Raw genomic sequence first — 24,183 nt, forward strand, 5'->3', positions numbered from 1 at the left:
GGCTGTCAATCCCGCATAATCGTGGCGACTCCTGCCAAGAGCCTGACCATGCACGCGATCGATCCGGAAGACCTCTCCGCCCTGTTGCGCGAACTGCGGTCGCGCGTGCCGGTGGATGCCGCCGCACTGCTGGCGCGTGAGACCCCGCAGCGAATCGAGGCGGCCCTCCGGCAGCTGCCTCAGGATTTCGCCGCTGGCATCGCCGCCCATTTGCCAGGCATGGCGGATGAGGAGCCGGCGTTCACGACTGCCAGCACCGTGCGCGAACTGATGGAGCCGATGGTCGGGGTGTTGCCCGCCGATACCACCGTCGCCGGGGCGGTCGACTGGCTTGCCCGCAGTGAGGAGGTCTCGCGCATCACTTATCTCTACGTTGCCTCCGCCGACCAGCGACTGCTGGGCATGGTGGTCATGCGAGACCTCTTGCTGGCCCGGCCCGGGCAGCGTCTGTCCGAAGTGATGTTGCACGAGCCCTTCGCATTCGCCCCCGACACCGAAATCGGTGAGGCGATACGTGCGGCCGTCAATCGCCACTATCCCGTGTATCCGGTGGTCGACGAAGACGGTTATCTGCTCGGCCTGGTTCGCGGATGGCAACTATTCGAGCGGCAGGCCATCGAGATATCCGCGCAGAGCGGCACCATGGTCGGCCTCGACAAGGAAGAGCGGCTGTCGACTCCGTTTTGGCAGTCCTTCCGAATGCGTCACCCGTGGCTGCAGGTCAACCTGCTCACCGCTTTCCTGGCGGCGATGGTGGTGGGAGCGTTCGAGGACACCATCACCCGTATCGTCGCGCTGGCTGCATTTCTCCCAGTGCTGGCTGGCCAAAGCGGCAACAACGGCTGCCAGACGCTCGCGATCACGCTACGTGGCCTTACGCTCGGAGAACTGGAAACGCTGCCTGTGAGGTCCTTGCTGCGCAAGGAAGTCATGATGGGGGCGCTCAACGGTCTGCTGACCGGCCTGATCGCCGCTGCCGCCATGTGGTGGTTCGCCGGCGACACCCCGGACCAGCGCCTCGCGCTGGCCGCGGTGATCCTCATCGCGATGACCGGCGCCTGCGCGCTTTCGGGCGCCTTCGGCGTGATGGTGCCGCTGACCCTGCGGCGCTTCGGTGCGGACCCGGCAACCGCCTCCAGCATTTTTCTGACCACCGGAACCGACATAGCGGGCATGGGGTTGATGCTGCTGCTGGCAACGGTGCTGGTGCTGTGAGCCACGCCGGCCTCATTCTGCGCACCCGCGAATGTTCGGCGCCCTCAGCCAGGCGGGGGGCGCCCCATGTCTGACCTGAAGGATCCGCGCGTACTGTTCGCCGCCGAACGCACGCTGATGGCATGGACCCGCACGTCGGTGGCGCTGATGGCATTCGGTTTCGTGGTCGAACGATTCGGCCTGATCGAACGCCTGTTGCGGCCTGACGTCGCCACCGCCATCAATGTTGCCGCCGGCATTGGTGTCGGCTTCGTCCTGCTCGGCGTCGGGGTTAGCCTGCTGTCGGTGCTGCAGTATCGGCGCGTATTGCGAGAGCTGCAGCCCGCCGAGTTCCCGCGTGGCTACTGGGTATCGGTGGCAGCCGGGGTCAACCTGGTGGTGGCGCTCGCCGGGGTGTTGTTGGCCGCACATCTGCTGGGGGTGATTTGACCCTCGTCGATGTGCTGCTGGTGTTCAGTGGGTTCGCGACCGCCGCCCTTTCCGGGGTCGCCGGCATGGGCGGTGGCACGATCCTGATCGCCCTGTTCTTCGCCTTCGGTCTGGCGCCCATCGAAGCGGTCCCCTTGTTCGCGGCGGTCCAGCTGGTCTCCAACAGTGCGCGCACCGTGGCCTATGCCCGCCACGTCGAATGGCGGGCCACCGGCTGGTTTCTGCTGACGGCTGTGCCGGTCACCCTGCTGGTGGCACCGTGGGTGGCGATGGTCGAGCCTGCGCTGATCCAACTGATCCTGGCTGGATTGATCCTCGCCTCCCTGCGGCCGGGGGCGGCAGCATTGCCGCTGGGCGCACGGCGCTCGTTTGCGCTGGCGGGGGCCCTCAACGGGTCCATTGGCCTGTTTGTCGGAGCGACCGGGCTGTTCGTCGGGCGCCTGTTCCTGCGGCCGGAGTGGCGCAAGGAAACCGTGATCGGCACACTCGCCCTCACCCAGGTGTTGGGCCATGGTCTGCGGGTCATCGCCTTCGGCCTGGTCGGCTTCAGCATCTTCAGCCGGCCCCTGCTGCTGGCGGCGCTGTGCCTGGCCGTCATTGCCGGCACGGTGCTCGGCAAGTGGTACAACCAGCGCCTCGATGAAGACCGGTTCGCCCGGATGGCGCGCGGGTTACTGGTGCTGTTGTCTCTCTACCTGCTCGTGACGGGAGCCTACGATTTATGGAATGCATCCTCGACGCTGTCGCCGTCCAACAGCTGATTCGCGACGGGCTGCCAGCTGCCGCCTCTGTTGTCGTCGAGGCAGTGGGGCCGGGTGAGGCCCGTATCCGGCTGCCGTTCCATGCACGCATGCTGCGGCCGGGCGGCGTGATTTCGGGGCCGACCCTGATGGCCGCGGCCGACACCGCGATGTACGCCTGCGTGTTGGCGCATGTCGGTCCGGAGCTGATGGCGGTGACCACCGACATGAACCTGCACTTCCTGTCGATGACTCCGGCCGGGGATGTCGTGGCCGAAGCACGGTTACTGAAGCTGGGGCGTCGGCTATTGGTGCTGGACGTCGCGGTGCGCGACCATCTCGGTCGCGAGACGGTCCATGTGACCGGCAGTTACATGCGCCCCAGCCAGTGACCCAGGCCGGTGACCAGTGACGGAAATGCCGCCAGCAGGGCCAGCAGGGCCAGTTGAATGGCGATGAACGGCACCACGCCGCGGTAGATTGCGGTGGTGGGTACCGACTCCGGGGTGACGCCCCGCAGGTAGAACAACGCGAAGCCGAAGGGCGGGGTCAGAAAACTGGTTTGCAGGTTCAGCGCCATCATCACCCCCAGCCACACCGGGTCGACCCCGAGCATCAACAGCGCCGGCGCCACGATCGGCACCACCACGAACGTGATCTCGATGAAGTCGATGATGAAGCCGAGCAGAAACATCAGCACCATCACCACCAGCACGGCGCCGAAGGCCCCGCCTGGCAGGTCATGCAACAGACCGTGCACCAGGGTATCGCCACCGTAGGCATTGAAGACCATGGAAAAGGCCGATGCGCCGATGAAGATCATGAACACCATGGTGGTGATTCCCGCGGTCCGTTCGCCACTGTCGCGCAGCAGCGCGGTCGACAGTGCGCCGCGCAGCAGCGCCAGCACAATCGCACCCATGCCGCCCACGGCGGCCGCCTCGGTCGGAGTCGCAATGCCGCCGATGATCGAACCGAGCACGGCCACGATCAATATCAGGGGTGCGGACAGGCCCACCACCAGTCTGCGGAGCGATAGTGGGGGCAGGTCGGTTACCGGGGGCGCGCGGTGCGGCTGTCGCCAGGCCACCACGACGATATAGCCGATATAGGCGAGCACCAGCAGCAGGCCGGGAACCAGACTGCCGATGAAGAGATCGCCAACCGACACGGTCTCCGTCGAGAACAACCCCTGTGCCAACTGCGCCTGCTGATACGCCGAAGACAGCACGTCACCCAGCAGCACCAGAATGATGGACGGGGGAATGATCTGTCCCAGGGTGCCGCTGGCGGCCAGCGTGCCGGTGGCCAGGCTGGGTTCGTAGCCGCGCCGCAGCAGGGTCGGCAGGCTCAGCAGGCCCAGGGTGACCACCGTGGCGCCGACGATACCGGTGCTCGCTGCCATCAGCATGCCCACCAGAACGACCGCCACCAGCAGGCCGCCGCGCAGCCGCCCGAGCAGGGACGCCATCGATTCCAGCAGGTCTTCGGCGATACGTGCGCGTTCCAGTACCACGCCCATGAACACGAACAGCGGCACCGCCATCAAGGTTTCGTTGGTCATCACCCCGAACAGCCGGCTCGGCAGGTCCAGCAGCTCCGGCAGCCCGAATGCGCCCAGTGCGATCCCCAACAGACCGAAGGCGAGGGCAGTGCCGCCGAGGGTGAACGCGACCGGGTAGCCGACCAGCAGCAGGCCGCAGACCGTCAGGAACATGACGATGGCCAGGGCACTCATGGGCTGTCTTGCCGACGGCGGTGCAGGGCATGGCGGACCTCGACCGCAGCCTGCAGAATCAGTTGGACCGCCATCACCAGGATCAGGGTTTTGAGCAGCCACACCAGCGGCAGGCCGCCAGGATCCATCGAGCGCTCCTGGATCGCCCATGCGCGGGCAACATAGGCCCACGAGGTCAGCAGCAGGAAGCCGGCGAAGGGAATCAGGAACAGCACCGTTCCCAGCAGATCGGCGGTGGCCTGGCCGCGCGGACTGAAGCGGCCGTACAGAATATCGACCCGCACGTGTTCCCCGCGGCGCAGCCCGGCGGCGGCGGCCAGCATGAAGATCAGTGCGTGCAGGTATAACCCACTCTCCTGCAGGGCAGTGCTGCCGATGCCGACGGCATAGCGCAGCACCACCACGGTGAACACCACTGCTGTCAGTAACAGGGTGCACAGTCCGGCCAGCCGGAACAGGGCGTCATTGAGCGCTTCGATGGCGTCGAGCAGGCGGCTCATGGTGCCGGCGGCACCTGTTGGCGATGGTGATCGAGGATCAGCCGGTAGGCCTCGGGGTCCTTGATGTGGACCACGTCTCCCTCGCGCGGAAACAGCCAGTCGAAGAGGCGCGACAGATAGAAGCGGAAGGCGGCGGCGCGCAGCGTCAGCTGCCAGGCATCGCGCTCGGCGCGGGTGAGCTGGCGACGGCTGCAGTACGCCGACACCAGCGCCTGCCACCGTGCCGCATCGGGGCGACCGTCGGGATCGAAACACCAGTCGTTGACCGTGATTGCAAGGTCGTAGAGCAGCGCGTCGTTGCAGGCATAGTAGAAATCGATGATGCCGGTCAGCCGGTCATCGACGAACAGCGCGTTGTCGCGGAACAGGTCGGCATGAATCACGCCTTGTGGCAGCGCCGCCAGATCGAGGTGGGCCTGCGCTTCCAGCTCCGAAGCGATCAATGCTTGTGCCGTAGCATGGGCCTTCGGCAGCACTGCCTCCGCCGTCTCGCGCCGCCAGTCCGGCCCCCGGCTGTTGGCGCAGCGCCCTGCGTATGACTGGCCGATGACGTGCAGGTCGCCGAGTGCCTGCCCCACCGCCCGGCATTGTTCCAGGGTGGGGAACAGGACACCGCCACCGGGCAGGCGCCGCACCAGGGCCGCCGGGCGGTCATTGAGAGACGTCAGCGTGTCGCCCTCGAGCGTGCGGGCCGGCATGGCACCGGGGAAGCCCTGCGAGGCCAGATGCTCCATCAGGCCGAGGAAAAACGGGAGGTCGTCGTAGTTCAGCCGTTCGAACAGGGTCAATACCCAACGGCCGTCTGTGGTGTCGACGAAATAGTTGGTGTTCTCCACGCCTTCGCCGATGCCCTGAAAGTTCAACAGCCGACCCACCGGATAGCGGGCGAGAAAACGCTTGAGCTCGCCATGGGAGACTTTGGTGAAGACGGACATGAATGCGGGTGGGGACCGGAAGGACCCGCAAGCCTATTTCGAGCGCCGCCTGAAGTCCACTTCGGCAGTGACCTGTCGTCAGCGGCGCCAGAACATCGGGGTGAACAAGACCAGCACCGAGAAGATCTCGAGTCGCCCCAGCAGCATCGCTGCGATGAGGATGCCCTTGCCCGTCGGACTCACGGTGTGCATGGCAGCATTCACCTCGCCGAGACCAGGCCCCATGTTGTTGAGCGTGGCGGCAACCGCGGAAAAGGCGGTCAGCGGGTCCAGTCCGGTGGCGATGATCATGCAGGTCAGTACCAGCGTGCAGGCGATGTAGACCGAAAAGAACCCGCCCACGGCGTACACCACCTCATCCGGAATGCGGCGACCGTCGACGGTGATCGGTGAAGGGCTGCGCGGGTGCACCAGGCGGCGCAGCTCGCGGGCCGCCTGCTTGGCGAACAACAGAACCCGCATCACCTTCACCCCGCCCGAGGTGGAGCCGGCACAGCCAATCACGAAGCCGCTGAGCATCAGTGCCACGGGCAGATAGGCTGGCCAGTGGGTCGGATCGGCGGTGGCGAATCCCGAGGTGGTGCCATAGGAGATCACATGGAACAGGCCCTTGCGGATGGCGGTTCCGGTATCGGCATAGAGCCCACTGGCGATCAATGGCAGACAGACCGCCAGCGCGAAGGCGGCGATGATCAGCAAACAGGTCCGGACCTCGGCATCGCGCAGGTAGCGCACCGGATTGCGATCGCGCCAGACAGTGAAGTGGACCGCAAAGTTGACGGTGCCCAGCAGCATGAACACCATCACCACCCACTCCAGCAGCGGGCTCTGGTAGTGGCCAATGCTGGCGTCGTGGGTCGAGAAGCCACCTGTGGCGATGGTCGACATCGCATGACAAATGGCATCGAAACTCGACATCCCCGACAGGCGGTAGGCCGCCGCCGCCGCCAGTGTCAGCGCCAGATACACGGTCCAGAGGATGCGCGCCGTCTCGGCGATGCGCGGTGTGAGCTTGTCGGTCTTCACCGGCCCCGGGGTTTCCGCCCGATAGAGCTGCATGCCCCCCACACCCAGCATCGGCATTACCGCAACGGCGAGTACGATAATGCCCATCCCCCCGAGCCAATGCAGTTGCACCCGGTAGTAGTTGATCGACGGTGGCAGTAGATCGAGGCCGCTGGCGATGACCGTGGTGCCGGTCGTGGTAAGGCCGGAGGTGGACTCGAACAGGGCGTCGATAAAACTGTTCCAGCCAGCATGCGCGACGTACAACGGGACCGCGCCGAACAGGGACATCACCGCCCACAGCAGTACGGTCACCAGAAAGCCGTCGCGTACCTTCAGTTCACGGCGGGTATGGCGGCTGGTCCACCAGAGCAGGGCGCCAGTGGTCAGGGTGATCCACAGGGCATCGAGATAGGCGTAGGCGACACCGTCGGAGAGCGCCAGGCTGACGGCCAGTGGTCCGAGATGGGTCAGCGAGAAGCCCATCAGTAGCAGGCCGATGATGCGTTGCACCGGGGCGTAGCGGTGATCCACTCAGCGTCGCCAGAAGTAGGGCGTCATCAGCACCAGCAGTGGGAACAGCTCCAGTCGGCCGAGCAGCATGGCGTAGGTGCCGATCCACAATGCCGTGTCATTCATTCCGGCGAAATTTGAAGCCACCTCTCCAAGCCCCGGGCCGAGGTTGTTGATGCAGGCCGCCACGGCAGCGAAGGCCGTCACCAGGTCCAGCCCGGTGGCCAGCATGGCGATCAGCAGTAACACGAAGAAGCCCATGTAGATCGAGGTGAAGCCCCAGACCGCCTGCACGATATCGCGGGAGACCGTCTTGTTGCCGAGTTTGACCGGAATCTCCGCACTCGGGTGGATCAGCCGCACTACCTCACGGATGCCCTGCTTGAACACCAGCATGACGCGCACCACTTTCATCCCGCCGGCCGTGGAGTGGGCGCAGCCGCCGATGAAGCTGGCCAGTAACAACATGGCCGGCAGGAACGAGGGCCAGGTGCTGATGTCGGTGGTGGTGAAACCGGACGTGGTGCCGTACGACACCACATGAAACAAGCCGGTGATGAAGCTGTCGCCGAGGTCCATATGGCGGCTGCCGAACAGCACCAGTGCGGCGATCAGTGAGAGCCCGGCAAGGATCAGCACAAAGGCGCGGAACTCCGGGTCCATGCGATAGATGGCGAAGGAGCGTGCGCGCCAGGCGGCGAAATGCAGCGAGAAATTCGCAGCCGCCAGAATCATGAAGATGATCGCGATCCCCTCGATCATCCGGCTGTCGAAATGCCCCATGCTGTTGTCATAGGTGGAGAAGCCGCCGATCGCCACCGTCGAAAAGCTGTGGCCGATGGCATCGAACCAGTTCATCCCGGCCCAGTGGTAGGCCGCGGCGCAGAGTACGGTCAGGCCGAAGTAAATGGTCCACAGCGCGCGCGCGGTCTCGACGATGCGCGGCGTCAGCTTGTTGTCCTTGACCGGCCCCGGTGCCTCCGCCTTGTAGAGCTGCATGCCGCCGATCCCCAGCATCGGCAGGATCGCGACCGCCAGCACCACGATGCCCATGCCACCCAACCACTGCAGTTGCTGCCGGTAGTAGCGGATACCTTCGGGCAGATGTTCGATGCCGACCAGCACCGTCGCGCCGGTGGTGGTCAGCCCGGAGATCGATTCGAATACTGCCTGTGCGATGGTGACCTCGGGCCGTGGGGCGATGTAGAACGGGATTGCCCCGTAGAGCCCCAGCACCACCCAGAACAGCACCACCACCAGGAACCCGTCGCGAATCTTCAGTTCCGACTGCCCGCGCCGCACCGGCCACCACAGCAGGGCGCCGGAACTCAGGGTGACCAGCATCGCGGTGAGAAACGCGTGTTCAACGGCGTTGTCGTACAGGTGGCTGACAACGATTGGCGGCAGCATCGTCACCGAAAAGATCATCAGCAGCACGCCAATCACGCGCTGCACCGCAGCGAAGCGATGGATGCGGTGGCGCTTGGCGTCGACCAGCGGCACGGTCAGAAGAAGGTCAGACCGACCTGGAACAGCTTCTCGACATCCTTGACATGCTTGCGGTTGACGAGGAACAGAATCACATGATCCTCTGCCTCGATGACCGTGTCATGGTGGACGATGATGACCTCATCATCACGCACGATGGCGCCGATGGTGGTGCCCGGTGGCAGTTTGATTTCTGCCAGCGTCTTGCCCACCACGCGGGAGTTCGACGGATCGCCATGGGCCACGGCCTCGATCGCCTCGGCAGCCCCACGGCGCAGGCTGTGCACCTTGACCACGTCACCGCGGCGGACCCGCGCCAGCAGGGCGCTGACGGTGGACTGCTGCGGACTGATGGCGATGTCGATGTCGCTGCCTTCCACCAGCTCGACATAGGACGGGCGGTTGATCAGACAGAGGGACTTGCGGGCCCCCAAACGCTTCGCCAGCATCGCCGAGAGAATGTTCGCTTCGTCATCGTTGGTGATGGCGCAGAAGACATCGACGTCCTCGATGTTCTCCTCCCGCAGCAGTCCCTCATCGGCTGCATCGCCATGCAGCACGATGGATTTCGACAGTTCCTCGGACAGATAGCGTGCGCGGTCCTTGTACTTCTCCAGGATCTTCACCTGGATGCGGTCTTCCAGCACGCGCGCCAGGCGCAAACCGATGCGACCGCCGCCGGCCAGCATCACCCGTTTCACCGGTTTGTCGCTGCGCCGCAGCTCGGCGATGATCTTGGGGATGTGGGCGCGGGCGGCGACGAAGAAGATTTCATCTTCCGCCTCGATGATGGTGTCGCCTTCGGGAATGATCGGTTTGCCGCGGCGGTAGATGGCCGCCACCCGCGCGTCGATGTCGGGGAGGTGCTCCGGTAACTCGCGTAGCTGGCGTGACACCAGCGGGCCGCCGTAATACGCCTTCACGCCAACCAGCCGCACCCGGCCATCGGCAAAGTCGACCACCTGCAAAGCTCCCGGGTATTCGATCAGCCGCTGGATGTAGTCGGTGACCAGCTGTTCCGGCGAAATATGCATGTCGATCGCCAGCGCGTCGCTGTCGAACAGGCGGTCTTCCCGGAGGTACTCCGCCGCCCGCACCCGCGCGATCTTGGTCGGCGTGTGGAACAGGGTGTAGGCCACTTTGCAGGCCAGCATGTTGGTCTCGTCACTCTCGGTGACGGCGATAATCATGTCGGCATCATCGGCGCCCGCGCGTCGCAGCACGTTGGGGTAGGAGGCGTGCCCCTGCACCGTGCGGATGTCCAGCCGTTCCTGCAGGTCTTCCAGCAGGCCCGAATCGGTATCGATGACGGTCACATCGTTCTGCTCGCTGGCGAGATTCTCCGCCAGCGTGGCCCCGACTTGCCCGGCACCCAGGATGATGATTTTCATGGGGGGCGCACGTTACGCCCGGGCGGGGGCCCTCGCAAGCAGGAGATCGACATCGGCGACATGCAAATGTGATTAAGTATTGTAAAAAACGATACAAGACATCATTGGATCACACATTACTCCCGGCAGGCCGTCAGTGCGAGGTCCCCCGCCTCGGCTGGCGCTAGCCGGGTCGTTTGCAGGCGTCCCTGTAGCGCCATCAGGCAGCCCGGGTAATTGGTGATGATGCCGTCCACCCCGATATCGATGAGCGTCTGCAGGTCGGCTTCACGGTCTGCAGTCCAGGGCACCACCTGTTTGCCGGCGGCATGCGCGGTCGCGACAAAGCCGGCCGTGAGGTCGGGTGAGCCGATGTTGGGGGCGACGAACTCATGGCCGAGCAGGGTGGCATAGCTCAGGCCTGCGAGGGCGGCGGAGGGGGTCAGGAACAGGGTGCGAATGGAGCGGTCCAGACGTTTGACGCTGTCGATGGCGGCCGGGTTGAACGACTGCACGATGATGCGCTCGGCGATGCCGCTGTCCTGAATCAGGGGCACCAGCGCCGTCGCTGCCTGCAGGCCGAGGGCATCCCGCGGGATGATCTTGATCTCGATGGTGACGGTCGGGGCATAGACGCCCCGGTATTCCGCCGCCAGCGCGAACAGCGCCTCCGCGGTGGGGATGGCCACGCCAACGCCCCGTAGCGGATAGTCGCGGCCCTCGGTCGGCGAGGTGGTCGCCTGACCCGGTGTCCACCAGTGGGCAGCATCGCAGGCCAGAAGGTCGGCGTAGGTCAGATCCGCCACCGCGCCGCTGCAGTCGGTGGTGCGGTCAACCGTATCGTCGTGCATCAGCACGGGCACACCGTCTGCGGTGACCAGCATGTCGGCTTCAAAGTCGTCGACCCCCAGGCGCGCCGCGTTGCGGAACGCCATCAAGGTGTTCTCCGGGGCATAGGCAGCGCCGCCCCGATGGGCGGAGACGAAGGGTCGGGTGCTGAAGGACGCCGGCGGTGAAACCGGGTCGCCGTCAGACCCCGGGCCGCCAATGGGCTCGGTGCTGCCGCAGGCCGCCAGAGAGAGCGCAGGGAGGCAGACAACAAGGGCGTGAAGCAGGCGCGTGCGCATCAGTGGTTTACCAGGTCACAGTCGAGCGGCCGTCAGTGGCCGTGAATCCACACCGGCGCCAGGTAGGCAGCGGAGGTGCCATCAAGGCGGTCGGCGCGCACGAAGTACCAGCGGGTCTCATCCGCGACCACCGGCAGCGCGAAGCCTGCGCCGCCGGCGGCATCGGCCGGCATGCTCGCCAGCGGTTCACCCGCCCCATGGCCGAACAGTTGCAGGGTGCCGCGGAACGGCGAACCGTCGCGTTCCTGCAGGGCCACCTGCAGTGGAATGGTGCCGGATGCGGTCGGACAGGTCAGCTGTGCGCCCATTGGCGCCTGGCCATCGGCGATGACGGTCGCGCGTAAATGCTCCCCAGGGCTCAGGGCATAGGTCCGCCGCGCCATCCAGGCCTCGCGGAAGCCCGCCTCGTCGAGCGAGGTCGCCAGGGTTACGGTCTTCGGCCGGTCGTCACTGCCGAAGGCGCGCTCGTGTTCATCTTCGGCGCCCACGGGCGCCAGCCGCCAGCCGGCATCAAGTGCGCGCATGTAGTCGGACAGATAGCGGTCGCCGCCATTGCCGTCGTTGTAGAGCTCCATGCCGAACATGCGCGGTACGGCGTCCGGCACCAGCGCGTAGTCATTCCAGTTGCAACCGGGATCGCCGTCCGCCAGGCATTTGTCGGAGGGATGGTTGAAATGCGCCAGGCCATCGCTGCCGCCGCCCAGCGGCACCGGCGCCAGCAAACTGCCGCCCAAACCGGGTGTTGCCGGGTCACGGGTGAACCACTGCCAGAACGTCTCCATCGTCACCAGATAGCCGAGATCGGTCTTGGCGTTGCTGAAGTTGCGGCTGAAATAGACGTTGATATGGCCGAAGCGATCCGAGGTCCATTCGTAGCCGCGAATCGCGAGGAAATTCGCGTCGCTGGCGGCCGTGGCCTGTTCGGCGATGCGCCGCCACTTGACCAATTCATCGGCAGTGGGCGTGAGACAGGTCAGGAGTCCGTCGGGCGTGGTGAAGCAGTCGTTGCCGAGCGAGAGGAACACCAGCGGGTCCAGTGTGTCGCTGTGCTCGCTGCCTCCGGCGAACGTGTAGCCGGCCTCGCGGATCTGTCGGTAGTAGTCCGCTGGCACCGTACGGATGTCACCATCGGAATAGCTGCTGTGGGCATGCATCGTGCCCTCGTAGTGCTTCAGCGTCGCCAGTGCCGGGCCTTCCGTCGGGGCGCAGCGAGGTGCCACGGGTTGCGAAGGCGGCGGTTGCATGCCGGTGTTCAGCGGCGCGCCGCTGCCGCAGGCGACCAGCACGGTCGACAGCGCCACAGGCAGTAGTGGTGGAAAAGTGGATTTCATGATGATCCCCGAAAGGTGCAGTGTCGTCAGGCCCGGTGACGGCCGGGTGTCGGAAGCGGGCGATTGCCCGAGGGCGCCGGTTGTTGCCGCAGGGTCAGGGCTTCCAGCCCAGCCCAGAGCAGGCGCATGACGCGCTGAACCACCACCGGACGCGGGGTTGCCGGATTGCTGCGCCACCATTTGGCGACCTGTTCGGCGGCGCCGGAAACGGCATGTGCCAGGACATCCAGCTCGGAAGAGGGGGTATCGGGCAACTCGCGCTGGAGCAGCTTTGCGATCTGGTCGACGGTCCGGAACCTCAGCTCACGAGCGGTGCGCTCCGCCGATCCCGCAATCGCGGCGCCGCCCCCGAACAGCACGTCCCAGGCGTCGGCCTGTTCAGCAACAAACCGGAAGTAGGCATCAATGCCAGCCTCGACACGGCCGTGCGCATCTTCGGCTCCGGCTACCGCCTCGAGGATGCGCTGCTCGAGCTGCTGCCGCGCCGCTGACAGGCAGGCGAGATAGATGCCGTCCTTGGAGCCGAAACAGTTGTAGACGATCGGTCGCGTCACGCCGGCCGCAACGGCGATGTCCTCGATGGTGGTGCCCTGATAGCCCTTGCGGGCAAACGAATCCTGGGCGACGTCAATCAGTTGCTGGCGCCGCGCCGCACGCGGCATTCGTGTGCCGGCCGCGGGGGGCGCGGCGCGCGCCGCAGGGGCCGAAGGGGCGGGCGCGGGCGTCACGATCGACGACTTTGGTATTTAAGTTTCATGAGCGTAAGATAGCGGAACCGCACCAGCAGTGACGACGTGCGAACAGCGTGAGTCGCCGTGCCTCTGCCCGGACTCACGAACGACAAGACCCGAGCGAATCGACCCGGGTCGCAGAATGTTGAGGAGAGTGACCATGCGGATTCCCAATTGCGCTGCAGCGCTGGCCGTGCTGTTGAGCTGCGCGATGATCTCGGGCTGTGGTGACAGCGAGCGACCACTGGTGTCGCCAGCGGGCCATGGCGGCGAAGGCGGCGGTGTTGGGGCGGCTCCGATCATTGAGGTGCTGTCGAACCGTGCCGACATGATCAGTGGCGGTGACGCCCTGGTGGCCATCCGCGCGGCCGATGGCGCCTCGCTGCAGGGTCTCCGGGTCGGCCTCAATGGCGAGGACGTGACCGATCGCTTCGTGCCCCTCGCCGAGGGTGGGGTGATGGGGCGGGTGGACACCCTCAACATCGGCGACAACACCGTGACCGCCAGTACCGGCGGTGACCAGCGCCAGGCATTGATCCACAACTACCCCAACCAGGGGCCGATCTTCTCGCGTCCGGAGATCAAGCGGATCCGCTGCCAGGAGGGTGCGGTCGACCTGTTCTGCAACAAGCCGGCGGAATATACGTTGCTGTACCGACCCACTGCGCCGCTGGTGGATGTGACCCAGGGAATTCTCGAAGGGCTGCTTGATGAGCCGCCGGTGGTGCGCCTGGGGGCCGAGCTGCTCCCCTATGACCCGGAGAACCCGCCGGACGACGTGGCGATGACCACCACCCAGAATGGCCAGACCGTGCCCTTCATCGTGCGTCAGGAGCTGGGCTACCAGGATCGCGACCAGTACAAGATTCTCACCCTGTTCAACCCCGACCAACCGTGGGAGCCCTGGGCACCGCAACCGCAGTGGAACGGCAAGCTGCTGATCACCCATGGGGGCAACTGTGGCGCCAAGTACACACCGGGCAGTGCGCCGCTCGATGACTATTCCGGCACCTTCGGCGACATCCCGCTGATCGAGCCCAGCTACATCTACGCCTTGGGCAAGGGCTACGCGGTGCTGTCGACCGCCCTCGCCAACACCGGGCACAACTGCGACGTCGCGCTCAATGCCGAGTCGATCATGATGGCCAAGGAACGGTTCGTCGAGCAGTACGGGCCGCTGCGCTACACCATCGGCACCGGCTGCTCCGGCGGCTCGATCGCGCAGGCCACGATCGCGAACGCCTATCCGGGTCTTTATCAGGGCCTACTGACCATGTGCGCCTATCCGGACTCGCTGTCCGCCGGGCTGCAGTTCGCCGATCTTCACCTGATGCGCAAGTATTTCGAGGCGCCCGGTCGTTGGGCGCCCGGGGTGATCTGGAACCCGCTGCTGTGGGGGCCGGTCGAGGGGCACCTGACCCACGTCAACGCCGTCGTCGCCGACACCGGCCTGTTCCAGGATGCGACCCGGGTGACCGGCAGTTGCGTTGGCGAGGACACCTACGACCCGGTCACCAATCCCACCGGCCAGCGCTGCGGCATCATCGAATGGTCTGCGCAGATCTTCGGCCCGCGCAGTCCCGAGGTGTGGTCGGATGTTGAAAAGCAGGTCGGCTTCGGTTTCACCGGCATCCCGCTGGGCAACACCGGCGTCCAGTACGGCCTCAATGCGCTGCGTACTGGGCTGATCACACCCGCCATGTTCGTCGATCTCAACGTCAAGATCGGCGGTCTGGATGTCGACATCCAGCCGCAGGAAGGGCGCACTCGCGCTGATCACCCGGCGGTGGGCAATGCCTATCGCAGTGGCATGATCAACATGGCGAACAATCTCGACACGGTTGCGATCATCAATTTCGTCGGCCCCGATCCCGGCATCGCCCATGATTCGGTGCACGCCTGGTGGGTGCGTTGGCGCATCGAGCGCGAGCATGGCAGCGCCCGCAACCACGTCATGTGGGCGGGTCCGATCCCGTTACTTGGGGACCTCAAGTATGTGTATCAGGGGCTGGATGCGATGGATCGTTGGCTGGCCAATGTCGAGGCGGATCTGTCCGATACGCCGCTGGCCGACAAGATCAGCCAGAACCGGCCGGGAGACGTGCAGGATTCCTGCGCACTGATCGACGGCCGGCGCCTGCTCGGGCAGGAGTGCATCGACCTGCTGCAGCCGCTGTACGCCTACGGCACCCCGCGGACAGTGGCTGGCGATACCGACACCGCAGACAATTTTGATTGTGTACTGCGGCCCCTGAACCGGGACGATGACTACGGGCTGATCCCCTTCACCGACGGGCAATGGGAGCAGCTCGAAGCCCTGTTCGAGGAAGGGGTTTGTGACTATCGGGCACCGGGGATCGGCAAGCAGAAGACGGTGTCCTGGCTGACCTATGTCGACAGCAGTGGAAGTCTCATTGTCGGCGGCGAGCCCTTGCCGCCACCGCCACCCAACTCCGCAGCCGGTACGCAGTCGCCCGCGTTCGTTTACCCGGTGCGGGATCGCTGAGGCCGCAGGTTGCCCGGGCCGCACACGCCAGGTGGCCGGCCCGGGCGGGCTGCATCCGCACCCATGGCATGGTGCAGCGCGCATGTTCGGCCCGGCGATGCGAATGGTGGGCCCACCAGGACTTGAACCTGGAACCAACGGATTATGAGTCCGCTGCTCTAACCAATTGAGCTATAGGCCCGCGGCGGGCGAGTTTACGCAATCACATCCCTTGGCGGTATCGACAGCGGGTGACGGGTGCGCGGCCAGTCCCGGCATTGGTGGCGCAGTGTTATCTTGCCATCAATCAATGACAAGAAAGAGGGTCGCATGAAATCGTTCCGCAACAAGGTCGCCGCCATCACCGGCGCCGGCTCGGGTATTGGCCGTGCCCTCGCCCTGCAACTGGCCGGTCAGGGGTGTGCGCTGGCGCTGTCGGATGTCAACGCCGAAGGCTTGGCGGAAACGGTGTCGGCGGCCCGCGCCAAAGGCGTAGCGGTCACTGATGCCGTGGTCGATGTGGCGCAGCGACAGCAGGTCTACGATTGGGCCGACGCCAGCGTTCAAGCGCACGGCGGCGTGAATCTGGTCTTCAACAATGCCGGTGTCGCATTGGGTGCGCCGATCTCCGGGATGTCCGAGGAAGATCTGAAATGGATCATGGACATCAACTTCTGGGGTGTGGTCTACGGCACCCAGGCCTTCCTGCCGCACCTGAAGGCATCGGGCGATGGCCATGTCATCAACATCTCCAGTGTATTCGGCATCGCCGCGATTCCCTCGCAGTCGGCCTACAACGCGTCCAAATTCGCCGTGCGCGGGTTTACCGAAGCATTACGGCAGGAGCTGGAAATCGAAGGCGCGCCAGTGTCCGCCACCACCGTGCACCCCGGCGGCATCAAGACCAACATCGCCCGTTCGGCGCGATTCTCCGGTCAGATGAAGGATTTCCTCGGCGTCGACGAGGCTGCTGGGAAGACGAGCTTCGAGCGCCTCTTCATCACCACGGCTGACAAGGCAGCATCGGTGATACTCGCGGCAGTGAAAGGCAACCGACGGCGGGTGCTGATCGGACCCGACGCGCGCGCCATTGACCTGATGGTGCGACTGATGCCGGAGCGTTATCAGCAGGTGGTGAGCTTCGCCAGCAAGCAGCAGAAGCGGTTGGCACGATAGACCGAAGGCCGGCGCGAATCAGCCGGGATCGTCGACAGGCGTTTCCCGGCGTTCCAGCTCGTCGAGCACGTGAGCGAGGCGGTCTCCGAGGTGTCGGGTGGCGGCAATCTCCATCGCTCGGGCCACTTCGGCATGGACTGCCATCTCCACCAGTGGGCGCAGTCGCCAGATCAGTTCCCCTAGCTGCGGCGCCTCATCGCGGGGCGGCAGACCGGTACCGAACTTGTCGAAAACGTGCTGTTCCACCAGCCGTACCATGTCTTCGGCGGCCTGCTCGACGTTGCCGCGCAGGGCTTTCACCACATCGAGCATCTGGTCGAGTGGAATGCCGGCCTTCACCAGCTCGGCACCGGCTTGCACCATGCGGGCGCTGGGGGCGAGGAAGCGTGCGCCATCGGGCTTGAGCACGCCGAGCTCGTTGGCCTTGACCATCCAGCGCGGATCGAAGCTGCCACCGAACAGCTTGACCAACTCCACCAGCGAGAAGTGTTTTGGCGTCTCATCGGTCCACGGGCTTGAGACGGCCGACTCGAGGCCCAGCAGGGCGCCGATGTCCTGGCCGCCCTCCCAGGCTTCCAGCAATTCGCCGATGCTCGACAGCGTATAGCCGCGGGTCAGCATCTGGCCGATGATGCGCAATCGGGACAGGTGTTCGGCGCCGTAGACGCCAGTACGGCCCCGCCGTTCCGGCGGCGGGATCAGCCCGCGATCCTGATAGGCGCGCACGTTGCGAACAGTGGTTTTGGCTGCCTGCGCCAGTTCATCGATGGTGTATTCGCTGGCCGCGCGCGCGCTACCGGCGCCGCCGGTGGAGGCGGCATCGTCGCTGCGACGGCGGGTGCTGCGGCTGCGTCGTGTGAGGGCCATGGCGGGATCATATCGTGCCGCGTCCGGGGGCGTGATCTCCGGTCGCCAGTGTGGCCGATCCGGCGGTACGGTGGTCGAGCGCGGTATCCTCAGGATCGGTTCCGCGGGGGAGTGGCAGTGCGTCAGGTTGATTGGTGGTTCGATTTCATTTCGCCGTTTTCCTATTTCGCGTTCCGGCAACTCGACCGCCTGCCTGCCGATGTGACGATCCGGTATCGTCCGGTCCTGTTTGCCGGGCTGTTGAAGCACTGGGGCCAGAAGGGTCCGGCGGAGATCGTGCCCAAGCGTCGCTGGACCTACCGCTGGTGTGTCTGGTGGGCGCAGCAGCAGGGAATCGTTTTCGTGCCGCCCGCCGCACACCCGTTCAATCCCTTGCCCTATCTTCGACTCGCGCTGGCGGCCGAGCTTGAGCCGCAGGCGATCAGCCGGATTTTCGACGCACTGTGGACCACCGGTGCCGATCCCGCAGACCCGGCGCAGGTGCGCGCCCTCTCGAGCACTCTCGGAATCGACCTTGATCGTCTCGACGCGCCCGATATCAAGGCAGCGCTGCGCGCCAACACCGAAGCCGCCGCCACCGCGGGGGTGTTCGGGGTGCCGACGCTGAGTATCGGCGAGGATCATTTCTGGGGCGCTGACGCCCTGCCGTTCGCGCTCGCCAGTCTTGCGGATCCCTCGCTGCTGCGCTCGCCCGCCATGCAGCGGGTTGATGCGTTGCCCGTGGCGCAAACCCGCGCCGCACTTTGAGCGCCACAACAGGACATCCGATCATGTCGAACCTCGGAACCCTGTTGGTGGTGGTGGCGGCGCTGCTGCTGGGCGCAGCGGCGCTGAGTCTGGCGGGTCGGTGGTGGATCGAGCGCCAAGTGCCGGCCATCGGCCATTTCATTGAAGTCGATGGCATCCGCTTGCACTACGTCGAAGCCGGCAGTGGTCCGACGCTGGTGCTGCTGCATGGTGCCAGCTCCAACCTGCGGGATCTCGCCACCAGCTTGCTGCCGGAACTGGCCGCCGATTTCCGTGTGATCGCCTTCGATCGCCCCGGCTACGGGTATAGCGAACGGCCCGCCGGCGATGAATGGCCGGATCCCGCGCGGATCGCGCAGCTGGTGCTGGACGCCAGCGCCCGCCTGGGCGCAGATCGCCCGGTGCTGGTGGGCCATTCCTGGGCCGGCGCGGTGGTCATGGCCGCGCTGGTGGAGATGCCGGAACGTCTGCGCGGCGGGGTGTTGCTGGGCGGCGTGGCGGGGCACTGGGCCGGCCCCGTCGACTGGACTTACGCCGTCGGTGGCCTGCCGGTCGTGGGGCCGGTATTTGCCTACACGACAGTGTTTCCGGCAGGCATGATGCTGATGGAGCCGACCGTGCAGCGGGTTGTCGCGCCAAGTGCAGTCCCCCCGGGATATATCAGCAACATCGGCGCACGTCTGGCGCTGCGACCACGCAGTTTTTTGCGCAACGTGCAGGACATGAACCGCCTGAGTGAGTACCTGCAGGCGCTCAGCCCTCGCTACGACACCATTCCACTGCCGCTGCTGCTGGTGCATGGCGAGGCCGACGAACTGGTCCCGTTCTGGAACCATGGCCGGCGTCTGCTACCGGTAGTCTCCCGGGTGCAGCCGGTGATGATTCCCGGTGCCGGCCATGCGCTGCACCACACCCACACCGACGCGGTGGCCGAGGCGATTCGTGGTTTTGCCCGCGCTGAGTAGGGCTCAGGGCAACTGCAGCTCGTAGAGCATCCCCAGCCCCAGGCCGTAGCCGCCGCCCGGCGCGCGGCCACCCCGGTCGGATGTGAAGTACATGCGCTTGCCATCCGGGGTGAATGAGATGCCGGCAATCTCGGAGGCATCCTGGCCGACGATCTGCAGCAGCGGTTTCAGCGTGCGATCGGGCAGGATGATCACCACCTGCATGTCGCCGCCGTCTTCCGCCACCAGGATGTCGCCCTGTGGCGTGATGGTGATGTTATCGACGCCGGACAGGATGTCGTTGGGGGCCTCGGCCGTGGCGAGGTCATAGATGACTTCGAGGGTCTGGCCGACGGTGTCGTAACACCAAATGCGTTCGTCGCCCTTGGTCGAGAAATAGACGAAGCCGTTGAAGAACCACACGCCTTCGCCACCATCGAAGGCGGTGGTGCCCTCGATACGGTGCAGGTCCTGCGGCCGGTCGACATTGATCGCATCCACCCACTCCACCGGTTGCGGACGATTCAGGGTGGCCTCGATGCCATCGCCGCGGACCGCCAGCACCTGCAGTCGACCGTTCTGCAGGGCCGGACGGTCAGCGCCTTCCGGCCAGTCGGAGGCGTCCGGCAACCAGCGCCAGAAGCGGCCGTCGGGCAGGTCTTCGGTCAGATAGAACACCCGGCTGGCGGCGTCGATGGCGATCGCTTCGTGACTGAAGAAGCCGAGCGTCGGTCGGGCCACTGCGGCGTTCACACCGAAGGGGTCGGTCTCCCATACCTGGCCGTTGGGGAACTCCTCGCACGATAGCCAGGTGCCCCAGGGCGTGATGCAACCGGCGCAGTTGAACGTGGTGTTGTTGAGGATGCCGTAGGAGTCGACGATGGTGCCGTCGGGATCGAACACCAGCACCCCGGCACCGCCGAGACCCGGCGTCAATTGCTCGAGCGTGTTGGTAAGGGGCGCCAGCGGCGGATACAGAAAGCCGATCGAGCCGGCACCCGGCACCTCGGAGTTGGAGACGTAGATCCAGCCGCCGTTGGGCCGCGGCACAACGCCGCCGCCGTCAGGAAAAAGGTGCCAGGGACGATTGCCGACGCCGCCGCCCATCGGTCCCGAGATCGACATGCCGTTGGGCTGTGGCCGCTCGCCATTGATGGCGACCACGCGGGTCGAGAACCCCTCGGGTGTCCGCACGCCGTTTTCATCGGGATCACGCAGCGGGCCAAGGTCGGCGAAGCGACCGCGTCCCATGACCCCGCCGGTGCCGCCCAGCGGCACCGAGTTGCCGCCGCAGGCGGCCAACCACGATGCGGAGCCGACGGCGCCGGCAGAAAAGAACATTGCGCGCAAAAAGTCGCGGCGGTCGAGTGAGGCGCGGGTGGGGAGCAGCAGGCGATTCATGGCCGATTCCTGGCAGGGTGACGGAATGATGACCCACTGACCGCGGTCGGCGACAGCCCTGTCATCAAAATTTGATCTTGATCAGCCGGTCGACAACAGTTGGTGCAGGCGAGCGCCGTGGTCTCGTAGCCAGGCGTAGGGTTGCGAATAATCGGGCATCTGCCGGGTCACCAGCGCCCAGAAGGCGTCCGAGTGATCGGCGTGGATCCGGTGACAGAGTTCGTGAATAACCACATAGCGCAGCACCTCGGGGGGCGCCATCACCAGGCGCCACGACAGGTTGATGCCCCCGGCGCTGGTGCAGCTGCCCCACAGGGATCGCTGATCGCCCAATCGCAAATGCTGGTAGCGCACTCCCAACCGCGCCGCCTCGGCGTCAAGCAGCGCCACCGCATCGCGCTGTGCCTCGCGCTTGAAGGTCCGGATCATCAGGTTGCGCATGGACACCGGCTGCGCCAGCAGCGCCGAGGGGGCGAAGACCGTGACCTGCTCGGCTTCGATACGAACCTGTGCCGGGCGGACCCAGGCCGGTTCCAGGTGCACGATACGGTCGACGCCCCGCAAGGGCAGGCGGTCGCGACCATCCCAGCGCATCGGGCTGGCATCGATCGGCGTGCGTGCCTCGGCCCGTTTCATTTCCGCGCACTTCTCGGCGACCCAGGCGCGGCGACTCTGCAGAAAGGCCTCGGCCTCTCGGCGTGAGGCGTGGCGCGGGATCACCAGCCGCACCTGCGTGGACGATTGCACCTCGATCCGGATGCGCCGCGCGCGCGCGCTCACCACTTCCTCGACGGTATAGCGCTCGTCAAAGAGGTCGAACTGCAGGGCAGGGTCGGCAGCGGTCACGATGGTTACAGAATCGTCATGTATGGAGAAAAGCGCGACAGTGTCGACAATCCGACACCCGCGGCGGGAGGTTATCCACAGCTTTTTACCGGATGTCGGGGATAAGTTGTCACCCTCAGTCGAGCTGCACGCCGATTTTTTCCAGTACGCCGTCGAGGGCCTCCAGCGAATGGAAGCGGATGCGGATCTCGCCGCGACCGTCGTTGCTCATGGCCACTTCGGCGACGGTACCGAGATGATCGGCGAGGGAGCGTTCCATCCGCAGCCAGTCGGCTGACTTCGGTGACGATGACGGTGCCACCGGTGTGCCGCGGCGATGCCGCGCGATTTCGCGCTCCAGTTGCCGTACCGACCAGCGCTGGGCGCGGCAGTTGGCGAGCCAGCCGGCCTGGTCGGCTGCCGAGACCCCGGCCAGTGCCTTGGCATGGCCGGTGGACAGCTCGCCGCGGTCGACCGCCTGCTGCACCGATGGGGTTAGCGCCAGCAGCCGCAGAAAATTGCTCACGTACTCGCGGGACTTACCGATGCGATGGCCGACGTCCTCGTGTGTCAGCTGATGCAGATCGGCCAATCGGCGAAGGCCGTGCGCGGTTTCCATCGGCGACAGCGATTCGCGTTGCAGGTTTTCCACCAGACCGAGTACGAAAGCCTCGTCATCGCTGAGATCGTTGCGCACCACCGCCGGGATATCGTGCAGACCGGCCGCCTGCGCTGCGCGCCAGCGGCGCTCACCAGCCAGCAGTTCGTAGCCGTCCGCCAACTGGCGCACCACCACCGGTTGCACCACGCCAGATTCCCGCACGCTCTCTGTGAGCTCGCTCAGCGCCGCGGGGTCGAAGTGACGACGCGCCTGCTGGGCGCCAGGACGGATCAGGTCGACCGGCACCGTGCGCTGGGCCGCGGGGGTGGGCAGGGTTCGGGGGGGCATGGACGCAACTATGGGACAATATCGGTCGAAACGGCGGACGAGCACCAGATGGAAGACCAGTTTAGAGCCATCCTGTCGGCGGTTGGCGAAGACCCCGATCGCGAAGGCCTGCAACGGACCCCGCATCGGGCTGCCAAGGCGATGGCATTTCTGACCCGCGGCTATCAGCAGGACATTGGCGAGATCGTCAACGGTGCCATCTTCGAATCGGCCAACGAAGAGATGGTGATCGTCCGTGACATCGAGCTCTACTCGCTGTGTGAGCATCACCTGCTGCCCTTTTACGGCCGGGCTCATGTTGCCTATCTGCCGGATGGCAAGGTGATCGGACTCTCGAAGATTCCGCGGATCGTCGACTGCTTCGCTCGCCGCTTGCAGATTCAGGAAAACCTCACCAAGCAGATCGGCGACTGCATCCAGCAGGTCACCAGTGCCCGCGGCGTGGCAGTGGTCATCGAAGCGCGACATATGTGCGCGATGATGCGCGGGGTGGAGAAGCAGAATGCAAGCATGATCACCTCGATGATGCTCGGTGCGTTCCGCGAGGACCCGCGTACGCGACAGGAATTCTTGCAGCTGATTCATGCGCCACGGGGCCAGCTCGCCTAGCATCCGTCGAGGCGTCTGAACCGTAAGTAATCCCCGGACCGAACAGAACACCCCAGAAGGAGCACGATGACCGGACTCGCCCCCCCCGCCCGTTTCGGCACGCCCGACCAGATCGAAGTTCTGGTGGCGATGGAGCCGTTCGTGAGGAATCAGATGAAACGCCATGTCGATCGGCGCAAGCTGTGGTTCCCCAACGACCTGATGCCCGCCGATGCCACCCTGTCGTCTGCCGCCGACGCCGAGCTGGCGCGGCTGCGGGATGCTGCCCGCGGCATCCCCGACGCCGCTCGCGTGGCCCTGGCGCTGAATCTGCTGACCGAGGAAGGTCTGCCGCATTTCCACCGCCTGATTGCCAGCCACATGGGCAACGAATCGGTCTGGCGGGAATGGAACAACCTCTGGACCGCCGAAGAGGACCGTCACGGCTGTGCCCTGCGGGATTACGTGCGTGACGCCCGCTTGTTCAACATGGGCGAGCTCGAGCGACAGCAGTACGCCTATATCGAGGCCGGCTTCGATCCCGATTGGCAGCGCGATCCCTATCGTCTTCTGGCCTATACCTCGTTGCAGGAAAAAGCCACCCAGGTCAGCCACGCCAACACCGGTCGGCTCTGCGCTGACGTCGAGCCCACCGCGCAGCGCGTGATGGCCCATTTGGCGGGGGATGAAGGGCGGCACTACGAGTTCTATCGCGCCTGTTTCGGCGAAGTGCTGGCCCGTGACCCCAATCGCGCCCTGCAGGCACTGCAGAGCGTGACGCTCGGCTTTGCCATGCCCGGGCATGCCATTGACGGTTTCGATGCCATGAGTGACCTGGTGCGGCGTGCCGGCATCTTTGGCACCCGCCAGTACCAGCGCATCGTTGAAGAGTTGTGGGCGCACTGGAACCTTGCCGGCATGGTCGGCCTGTCCGCCGTGGGCCGCGCCTGTCTCGACAAGCTCATGGCGGTGCCGGCCCGGCTCGCCAAACTTGCCGATTACAGTGACCGCAAGGAAAAGCCGCGCACCTTCGCCTTCGCCTTTCTCGATGGTCGAACCGTTACCCTCTAACGCCCCCC

Annotated in this window: 23 protein-coding genes and 1 tRNA gene; 10 read left to right on the plus strand and 14 right to left on the minus strand. The window is 65.4% G+C overall.

Translation table 11 applies throughout. The features are described from left to right. Positions 1 to 48 precede the first annotated feature (48 nt). The 4 genes from JN531_RS07770 to JN531_RS07785 all read left to right on the plus strand — a co-directional run bounded on the left by JN531_RS07770 (position 49) and on the right by JN531_RS07785 (position 2,776). A complete protein-coding gene (locus tag JN531_RS07770; protein ID WP_228348294.1) occupies positions 49 to 1,215 on the plus strand; it encodes a magnesium transporter in 1,167 nt (388 codons plus the stop codon). A gap of 66 nt (positions 1,216 to 1,281) precedes the next feature. After that, positions 1,282 to 1,644 (plus strand): YidH family protein, encoded by a 363-nt coding sequence (locus tag JN531_RS07775; RefSeq protein WP_228348295.1) that lies wholly within the window; start codon positions 1,282 to 1,284, stop codon positions 1,642 to 1,644. Further along, a complete protein-coding gene (locus tag JN531_RS07780) occupies positions 1,641 to 2,405 on the plus strand; it encodes a sulfite exporter TauE/SafE family protein (RefSeq protein WP_228348296.1) in 765 nt (254 codons plus the stop codon). The genes JN531_RS07775 and JN531_RS07780 overlap by 4 nt, the downstream gene beginning before the upstream one ends. Then, positions 2,366 to 2,776 carry a PaaI family thioesterase gene (locus tag JN531_RS07785; protein ID WP_228348297.1) on the plus strand — a complete coding sequence of 137 codons (411 nt, stop codon included), beginning with the start codon at positions 2,366 to 2,368 and terminating at the stop codon, positions 2,774 to 2,776. Before JN531_RS07780 ends, JN531_RS07785 begins: the two co-directional genes overlap by 40 nt. Here the strand turns inward: JN531_RS07785 and JN531_RS07790 are convergent. The 9 genes from JN531_RS07790 to JN531_RS07830 form a co-directional block, all read right to left on the minus strand. Next, a complete protein-coding gene (locus JN531_RS07790) occupies positions 2,755 to 4,122 on the minus strand; it encodes a TRAP transporter large permease (protein WP_228348298.1) in 1,368 nt (455 codons plus the stop codon). The genes JN531_RS07785 and JN531_RS07790 overlap by 22 nt on opposite strands. Then, entirely contained in the window at positions 4,119 to 4,622 is a 504-nt protein-coding gene (locus JN531_RS07795; RefSeq protein WP_228348299.1) for a TRAP transporter small permease subunit, read from the minus strand. Before JN531_RS07795 ends, JN531_RS07790 begins: the two co-directional genes overlap by 4 nt. Continuing rightward, a complete protein-coding gene (locus JN531_RS07800) occupies positions 4,619 to 5,557 on the minus strand; it encodes a homoserine kinase (protein ID WP_228348300.1) in 939 nt (312 codons plus the stop codon). Before JN531_RS07800 ends, JN531_RS07795 begins: the two co-directional genes overlap by 4 nt. A 78-nt stretch (positions 5,558 to 5,635) precedes the next feature. Further along, the gene (locus JN531_RS07805; protein WP_436233309.1) at positions 5,636 to 7,048 is read right to left on the minus strand and encodes a TrkH family potassium uptake protein; all 1,413 of its coding nucleotides are present in this window, start codon (positions 7,046 to 7,048) and stop codon (positions 5,636 to 5,638) included. A gap of 48 nt (positions 7,049 to 7,096) precedes the next feature. Further along, positions 7,097 to 8,503 (minus strand): TrkH family potassium uptake protein, encoded by a 1,407-nt coding sequence (locus tag JN531_RS07810; protein WP_228349979.1) that lies wholly within the window; start codon positions 8,501 to 8,503, stop codon positions 7,097 to 7,099. A 77-nt stretch (positions 8,504 to 8,580) separates the two neighbouring features. After that, positions 8,581 to 9,954: a Trk system potassium transporter TrkA gene (gene trkA, locus JN531_RS07815; RefSeq protein WP_228348302.1), complete on the minus strand. Its 1,374-nt coding sequence runs from the start codon at positions 9,952 to 9,954 to the stop codon at positions 8,581 to 8,583. Positions 9,955 to 10,070: 116 nt separating this feature from the next. Then, complete coding sequence (locus JN531_RS07820; RefSeq protein ID WP_228348303.1) at positions 10,071 to 11,060, minus strand: glycerophosphodiester phosphodiesterase; 990 nt, start codon at positions 11,058 to 11,060, stop codon at positions 10,071 to 10,073. Between the two features lie 32 nt (positions 11,061 to 11,092). Continuing rightward, positions 11,093 to 12,391 carry a CehA/McbA family metallohydrolase domain-containing protein gene (locus tag JN531_RS07825; RefSeq protein WP_228348304.1) on the minus strand — a complete coding sequence of 433 codons (1,299 nt, stop codon included), beginning with the start codon at positions 12,389 to 12,391 and terminating at the stop codon, positions 11,093 to 11,095. Between the two features lie 26 nt (positions 12,392 to 12,417). Beyond that, entirely contained in the window at positions 12,418 to 13,053 is a 636-nt protein-coding gene (locus JN531_RS07830; protein WP_228348305.1) for a TetR/AcrR family transcriptional regulator, read from the minus strand. A gap of 229 nt (positions 13,054 to 13,282) precedes the next feature. Between JN531_RS07830 and JN531_RS07835 the strand changes: the two genes are divergently transcribed. Further along, positions 13,283 to 15,628: a DUF6351 family protein gene (locus JN531_RS07835; protein WP_228348306.1), complete on the plus strand. Its 2,346-nt coding sequence runs from the start codon at positions 13,283 to 13,285 to the stop codon at positions 15,626 to 15,628. A 104-nt stretch (positions 15,629 to 15,732) separates the two neighbouring features. On the opposite strand, the gene JN531_RS07840 is transcribed toward JN531_RS07835, so the two are convergent. Further along, positions 15,733 to 15,809: transfer RNA gene (locus JN531_RS07840), tRNA-Ile, on the minus strand. A 128-nt stretch (positions 15,810 to 15,937) separates the two neighbouring features. On the opposite strand from JN531_RS07840, the gene JN531_RS07845 reads away from it, so the two are divergent. Next, positions 15,938 to 16,783 (plus strand): SDR family NAD(P)-dependent oxidoreductase, encoded by an 846-nt coding sequence (locus tag JN531_RS07845; protein ID WP_228348307.1) that lies wholly within the window; start codon positions 15,938 to 15,940, stop codon positions 16,781 to 16,783. An 18-nt stretch (positions 16,784 to 16,801) separates the two neighbouring features. Here the strand turns inward: JN531_RS07845 and JN531_RS07850 are convergent, their stop codons facing one another. Further along, a complete protein-coding gene (locus JN531_RS07850) occupies positions 16,802 to 17,650 on the minus strand; it encodes a MerR family transcriptional regulator (protein ID WP_228348308.1) in 849 nt (282 codons plus the stop codon). A 117-nt stretch (positions 17,651 to 17,767) separates the two neighbouring features. On the opposite strand from JN531_RS07850, the gene JN531_RS07855 reads away from it, so the two are divergent. Together JN531_RS07855 and JN531_RS07860 are read left to right on the plus strand one after the other, a co-directional pair. After that, positions 17,768 to 18,397 (plus strand): 2-hydroxychromene-2-carboxylate isomerase, encoded by a 630-nt coding sequence (locus JN531_RS07855; RefSeq protein WP_228348309.1) that lies wholly within the window; start codon positions 17,768 to 17,770, stop codon positions 18,395 to 18,397. 23 nt (positions 18,398 to 18,420) lie between these two features. Further along, complete coding sequence (locus JN531_RS07860; protein ID WP_228348310.1) at positions 18,421 to 19,362, plus strand: alpha/beta fold hydrolase; 942 nt, start codon at positions 18,421 to 18,423, stop codon at positions 19,360 to 19,362. Positions 19,363 to 19,365: 3 nt separating this feature from the next. Here JN531_RS07860 and JN531_RS07865 read toward each other — a convergent pair whose 3' ends face one another. The 3 genes from JN531_RS07865 to JN531_RS07875 form a co-directional block, all read right to left on the minus strand. After that, complete coding sequence (locus JN531_RS07865) at positions 19,366 to 20,742, minus strand: alkaline phosphatase PhoX (protein WP_228348311.1); 1,377 nt, start codon at positions 20,740 to 20,742, stop codon at positions 19,366 to 19,368. An 81-nt stretch (positions 20,743 to 20,823) separates the two neighbouring features. Then, the gene (locus tag JN531_RS07870; RefSeq protein WP_228348312.1) at positions 20,824 to 21,588 is read right to left on the minus strand and encodes a M48 family metallopeptidase; all 765 of its coding nucleotides are present in this window, start codon (positions 21,586 to 21,588) and stop codon (positions 20,824 to 20,826) included. 115 nt (positions 21,589 to 21,703) lie between these two features. Continuing rightward, a complete protein-coding gene (locus JN531_RS07875) occupies positions 21,704 to 22,516 on the minus strand; it encodes a ParB/RepB/Spo0J family partition protein (protein WP_228348313.1) in 813 nt (270 codons plus the stop codon). Between JN531_RS07875 and folE the strand changes: the two genes are divergently transcribed. Next, positions 22,427 to 23,125, plus strand: coding sequence for a GTP cyclohydrolase I FolE (folE, locus tag JN531_RS07880; protein WP_275591480.1), 699 nt, complete (start codon positions 22,427 to 22,429; stop codon positions 23,123 to 23,125). The genes JN531_RS07875 and folE overlap by 90 nt on opposite strands. A gap of 66 nt (positions 23,126 to 23,191) precedes the next feature. Then, positions 23,192 to 24,175 (plus strand): acyl-ACP desaturase, encoded by a 984-nt coding sequence (locus JN531_RS07885; protein WP_228348315.1) that lies wholly within the window; start codon positions 23,192 to 23,194, stop codon positions 24,173 to 24,175. Positions 24,176 to 24,183 lie beyond the last annotated feature (8 nt).

Origin of the sequence: Flagellatimonas centrodinii, assembly GCF_016918765.2 — a bacterium.
GTDB lineage: Bacteria > Pseudomonadota > Gammaproteobacteria > Nevskiales > Nevskiaceae > Polycyclovorans > Polycyclovorans centrodinii.

Coding starts and splice junctions, on each gene's coding strand:
- JN531_RS07885 (WP_228348315.1), top strand. CDS start 23,192: ATGACCGGACTCGCCCCCCCCGCCCGTTTCGGCACGCCCGACCAGATC.
- JN531_RS07805 (WP_436233309.1), bottom strand. CDS start 7,048: ATGGGCTTCTCGCTGACCCATCTCGGACCACTGGCCGTCAGCCTGGCG.
- JN531_RS07845 (WP_228348307.1), top strand. CDS start 15,938: ATGAAATCGTTCCGCAACAAGGTCGCCGCCATCACCGGCGCCGGCTCG.
- trkA (WP_228348302.1), bottom strand. CDS start 9,954: ATGAAAATCATCATCCTGGGTGCCGGGCAAGTCGGGGCCACGCTGGCG.
- JN531_RS07825 (WP_228348304.1), bottom strand. CDS start 12,391: ATGAAATCCACTTTTCCACCACTACTGCCTGTGGCGCTGTCGACCGTG.
- JN531_RS07875 (WP_228348313.1), bottom strand. CDS start 22,516: ATGCCCCCCCGAACCCTGCCCACCCCCGCGGCCCAGCGCACGGTGCCG.
- JN531_RS07800 (WP_228348300.1), bottom strand. CDS start 5,557: ATGTCCGTCTTCACCAAAGTCTCCCATGGCGAGCTCAAGCGTTTTCTC.
- JN531_RS07810 (WP_228349979.1), bottom strand. CDS start 8,503: ATGATCTTTTCGGTGACGATGCTGCCGCCAATCGTTGTCAGCCACCTG.
- JN531_RS07775 (WP_228348295.1), top strand. CDS start 1,282: ATGTCTGACCTGAAGGATCCGCGCGTACTGTTCGCCGCCGAACGCACG.
- JN531_RS07860 (WP_228348310.1), top strand. CDS start 18,421: ATGTCGAACCTCGGAACCCTGTTGGTGGTGGTGGCGGCGCTGCTGCTG.
- JN531_RS07785 (WP_228348297.1), top strand. CDS start 2,366: ATGGAATGCATCCTCGACGCTGTCGCCGTCCAACAGCTGATTCGCGAC.
- JN531_RS07865 (WP_228348311.1), bottom strand. CDS start 20,742: ATGAATCGCCTGCTGCTCCCCACCCGCGCCTCACTCGACCGCCGCGAC.
- JN531_RS07790 (WP_228348298.1), bottom strand. CDS start 4,122: ATGAGTGCCCTGGCCATCGTCATGTTCCTGACGGTCTGCGGCCTGCTG.
- JN531_RS07795 (WP_228348299.1), bottom strand. CDS start 4,622: ATGAGCCGCCTGCTCGACGCCATCGAAGCGCTCAATGACGCCCTGTTC.
- JN531_RS07770 (WP_228348294.1), top strand. CDS start 49: ATGCACGCGATCGATCCGGAAGACCTCTCCGCCCTGTTGCGCGAACTG.
- JN531_RS07820 (WP_228348303.1), bottom strand. CDS start 11,060: ATGCGCACGCGCCTGCTTCACGCCCTTGTTGTCTGCCTCCCTGCGCTC.
- JN531_RS07830 (WP_228348305.1), bottom strand. CDS start 13,053: ATGCCGCGTGCGGCGCGGCGCCAGCAACTGATTGACGTCGCCCAGGAT.
- JN531_RS07835 (WP_228348306.1), top strand. CDS start 13,283: ATGCGGATTCCCAATTGCGCTGCAGCGCTGGCCGTGCTGTTGAGCTGC.
- JN531_RS07850 (WP_228348308.1), bottom strand. CDS start 17,650: ATGGCCCTCACACGACGCAGCCGCAGCACCCGCCGTCGCAGCGACGAT.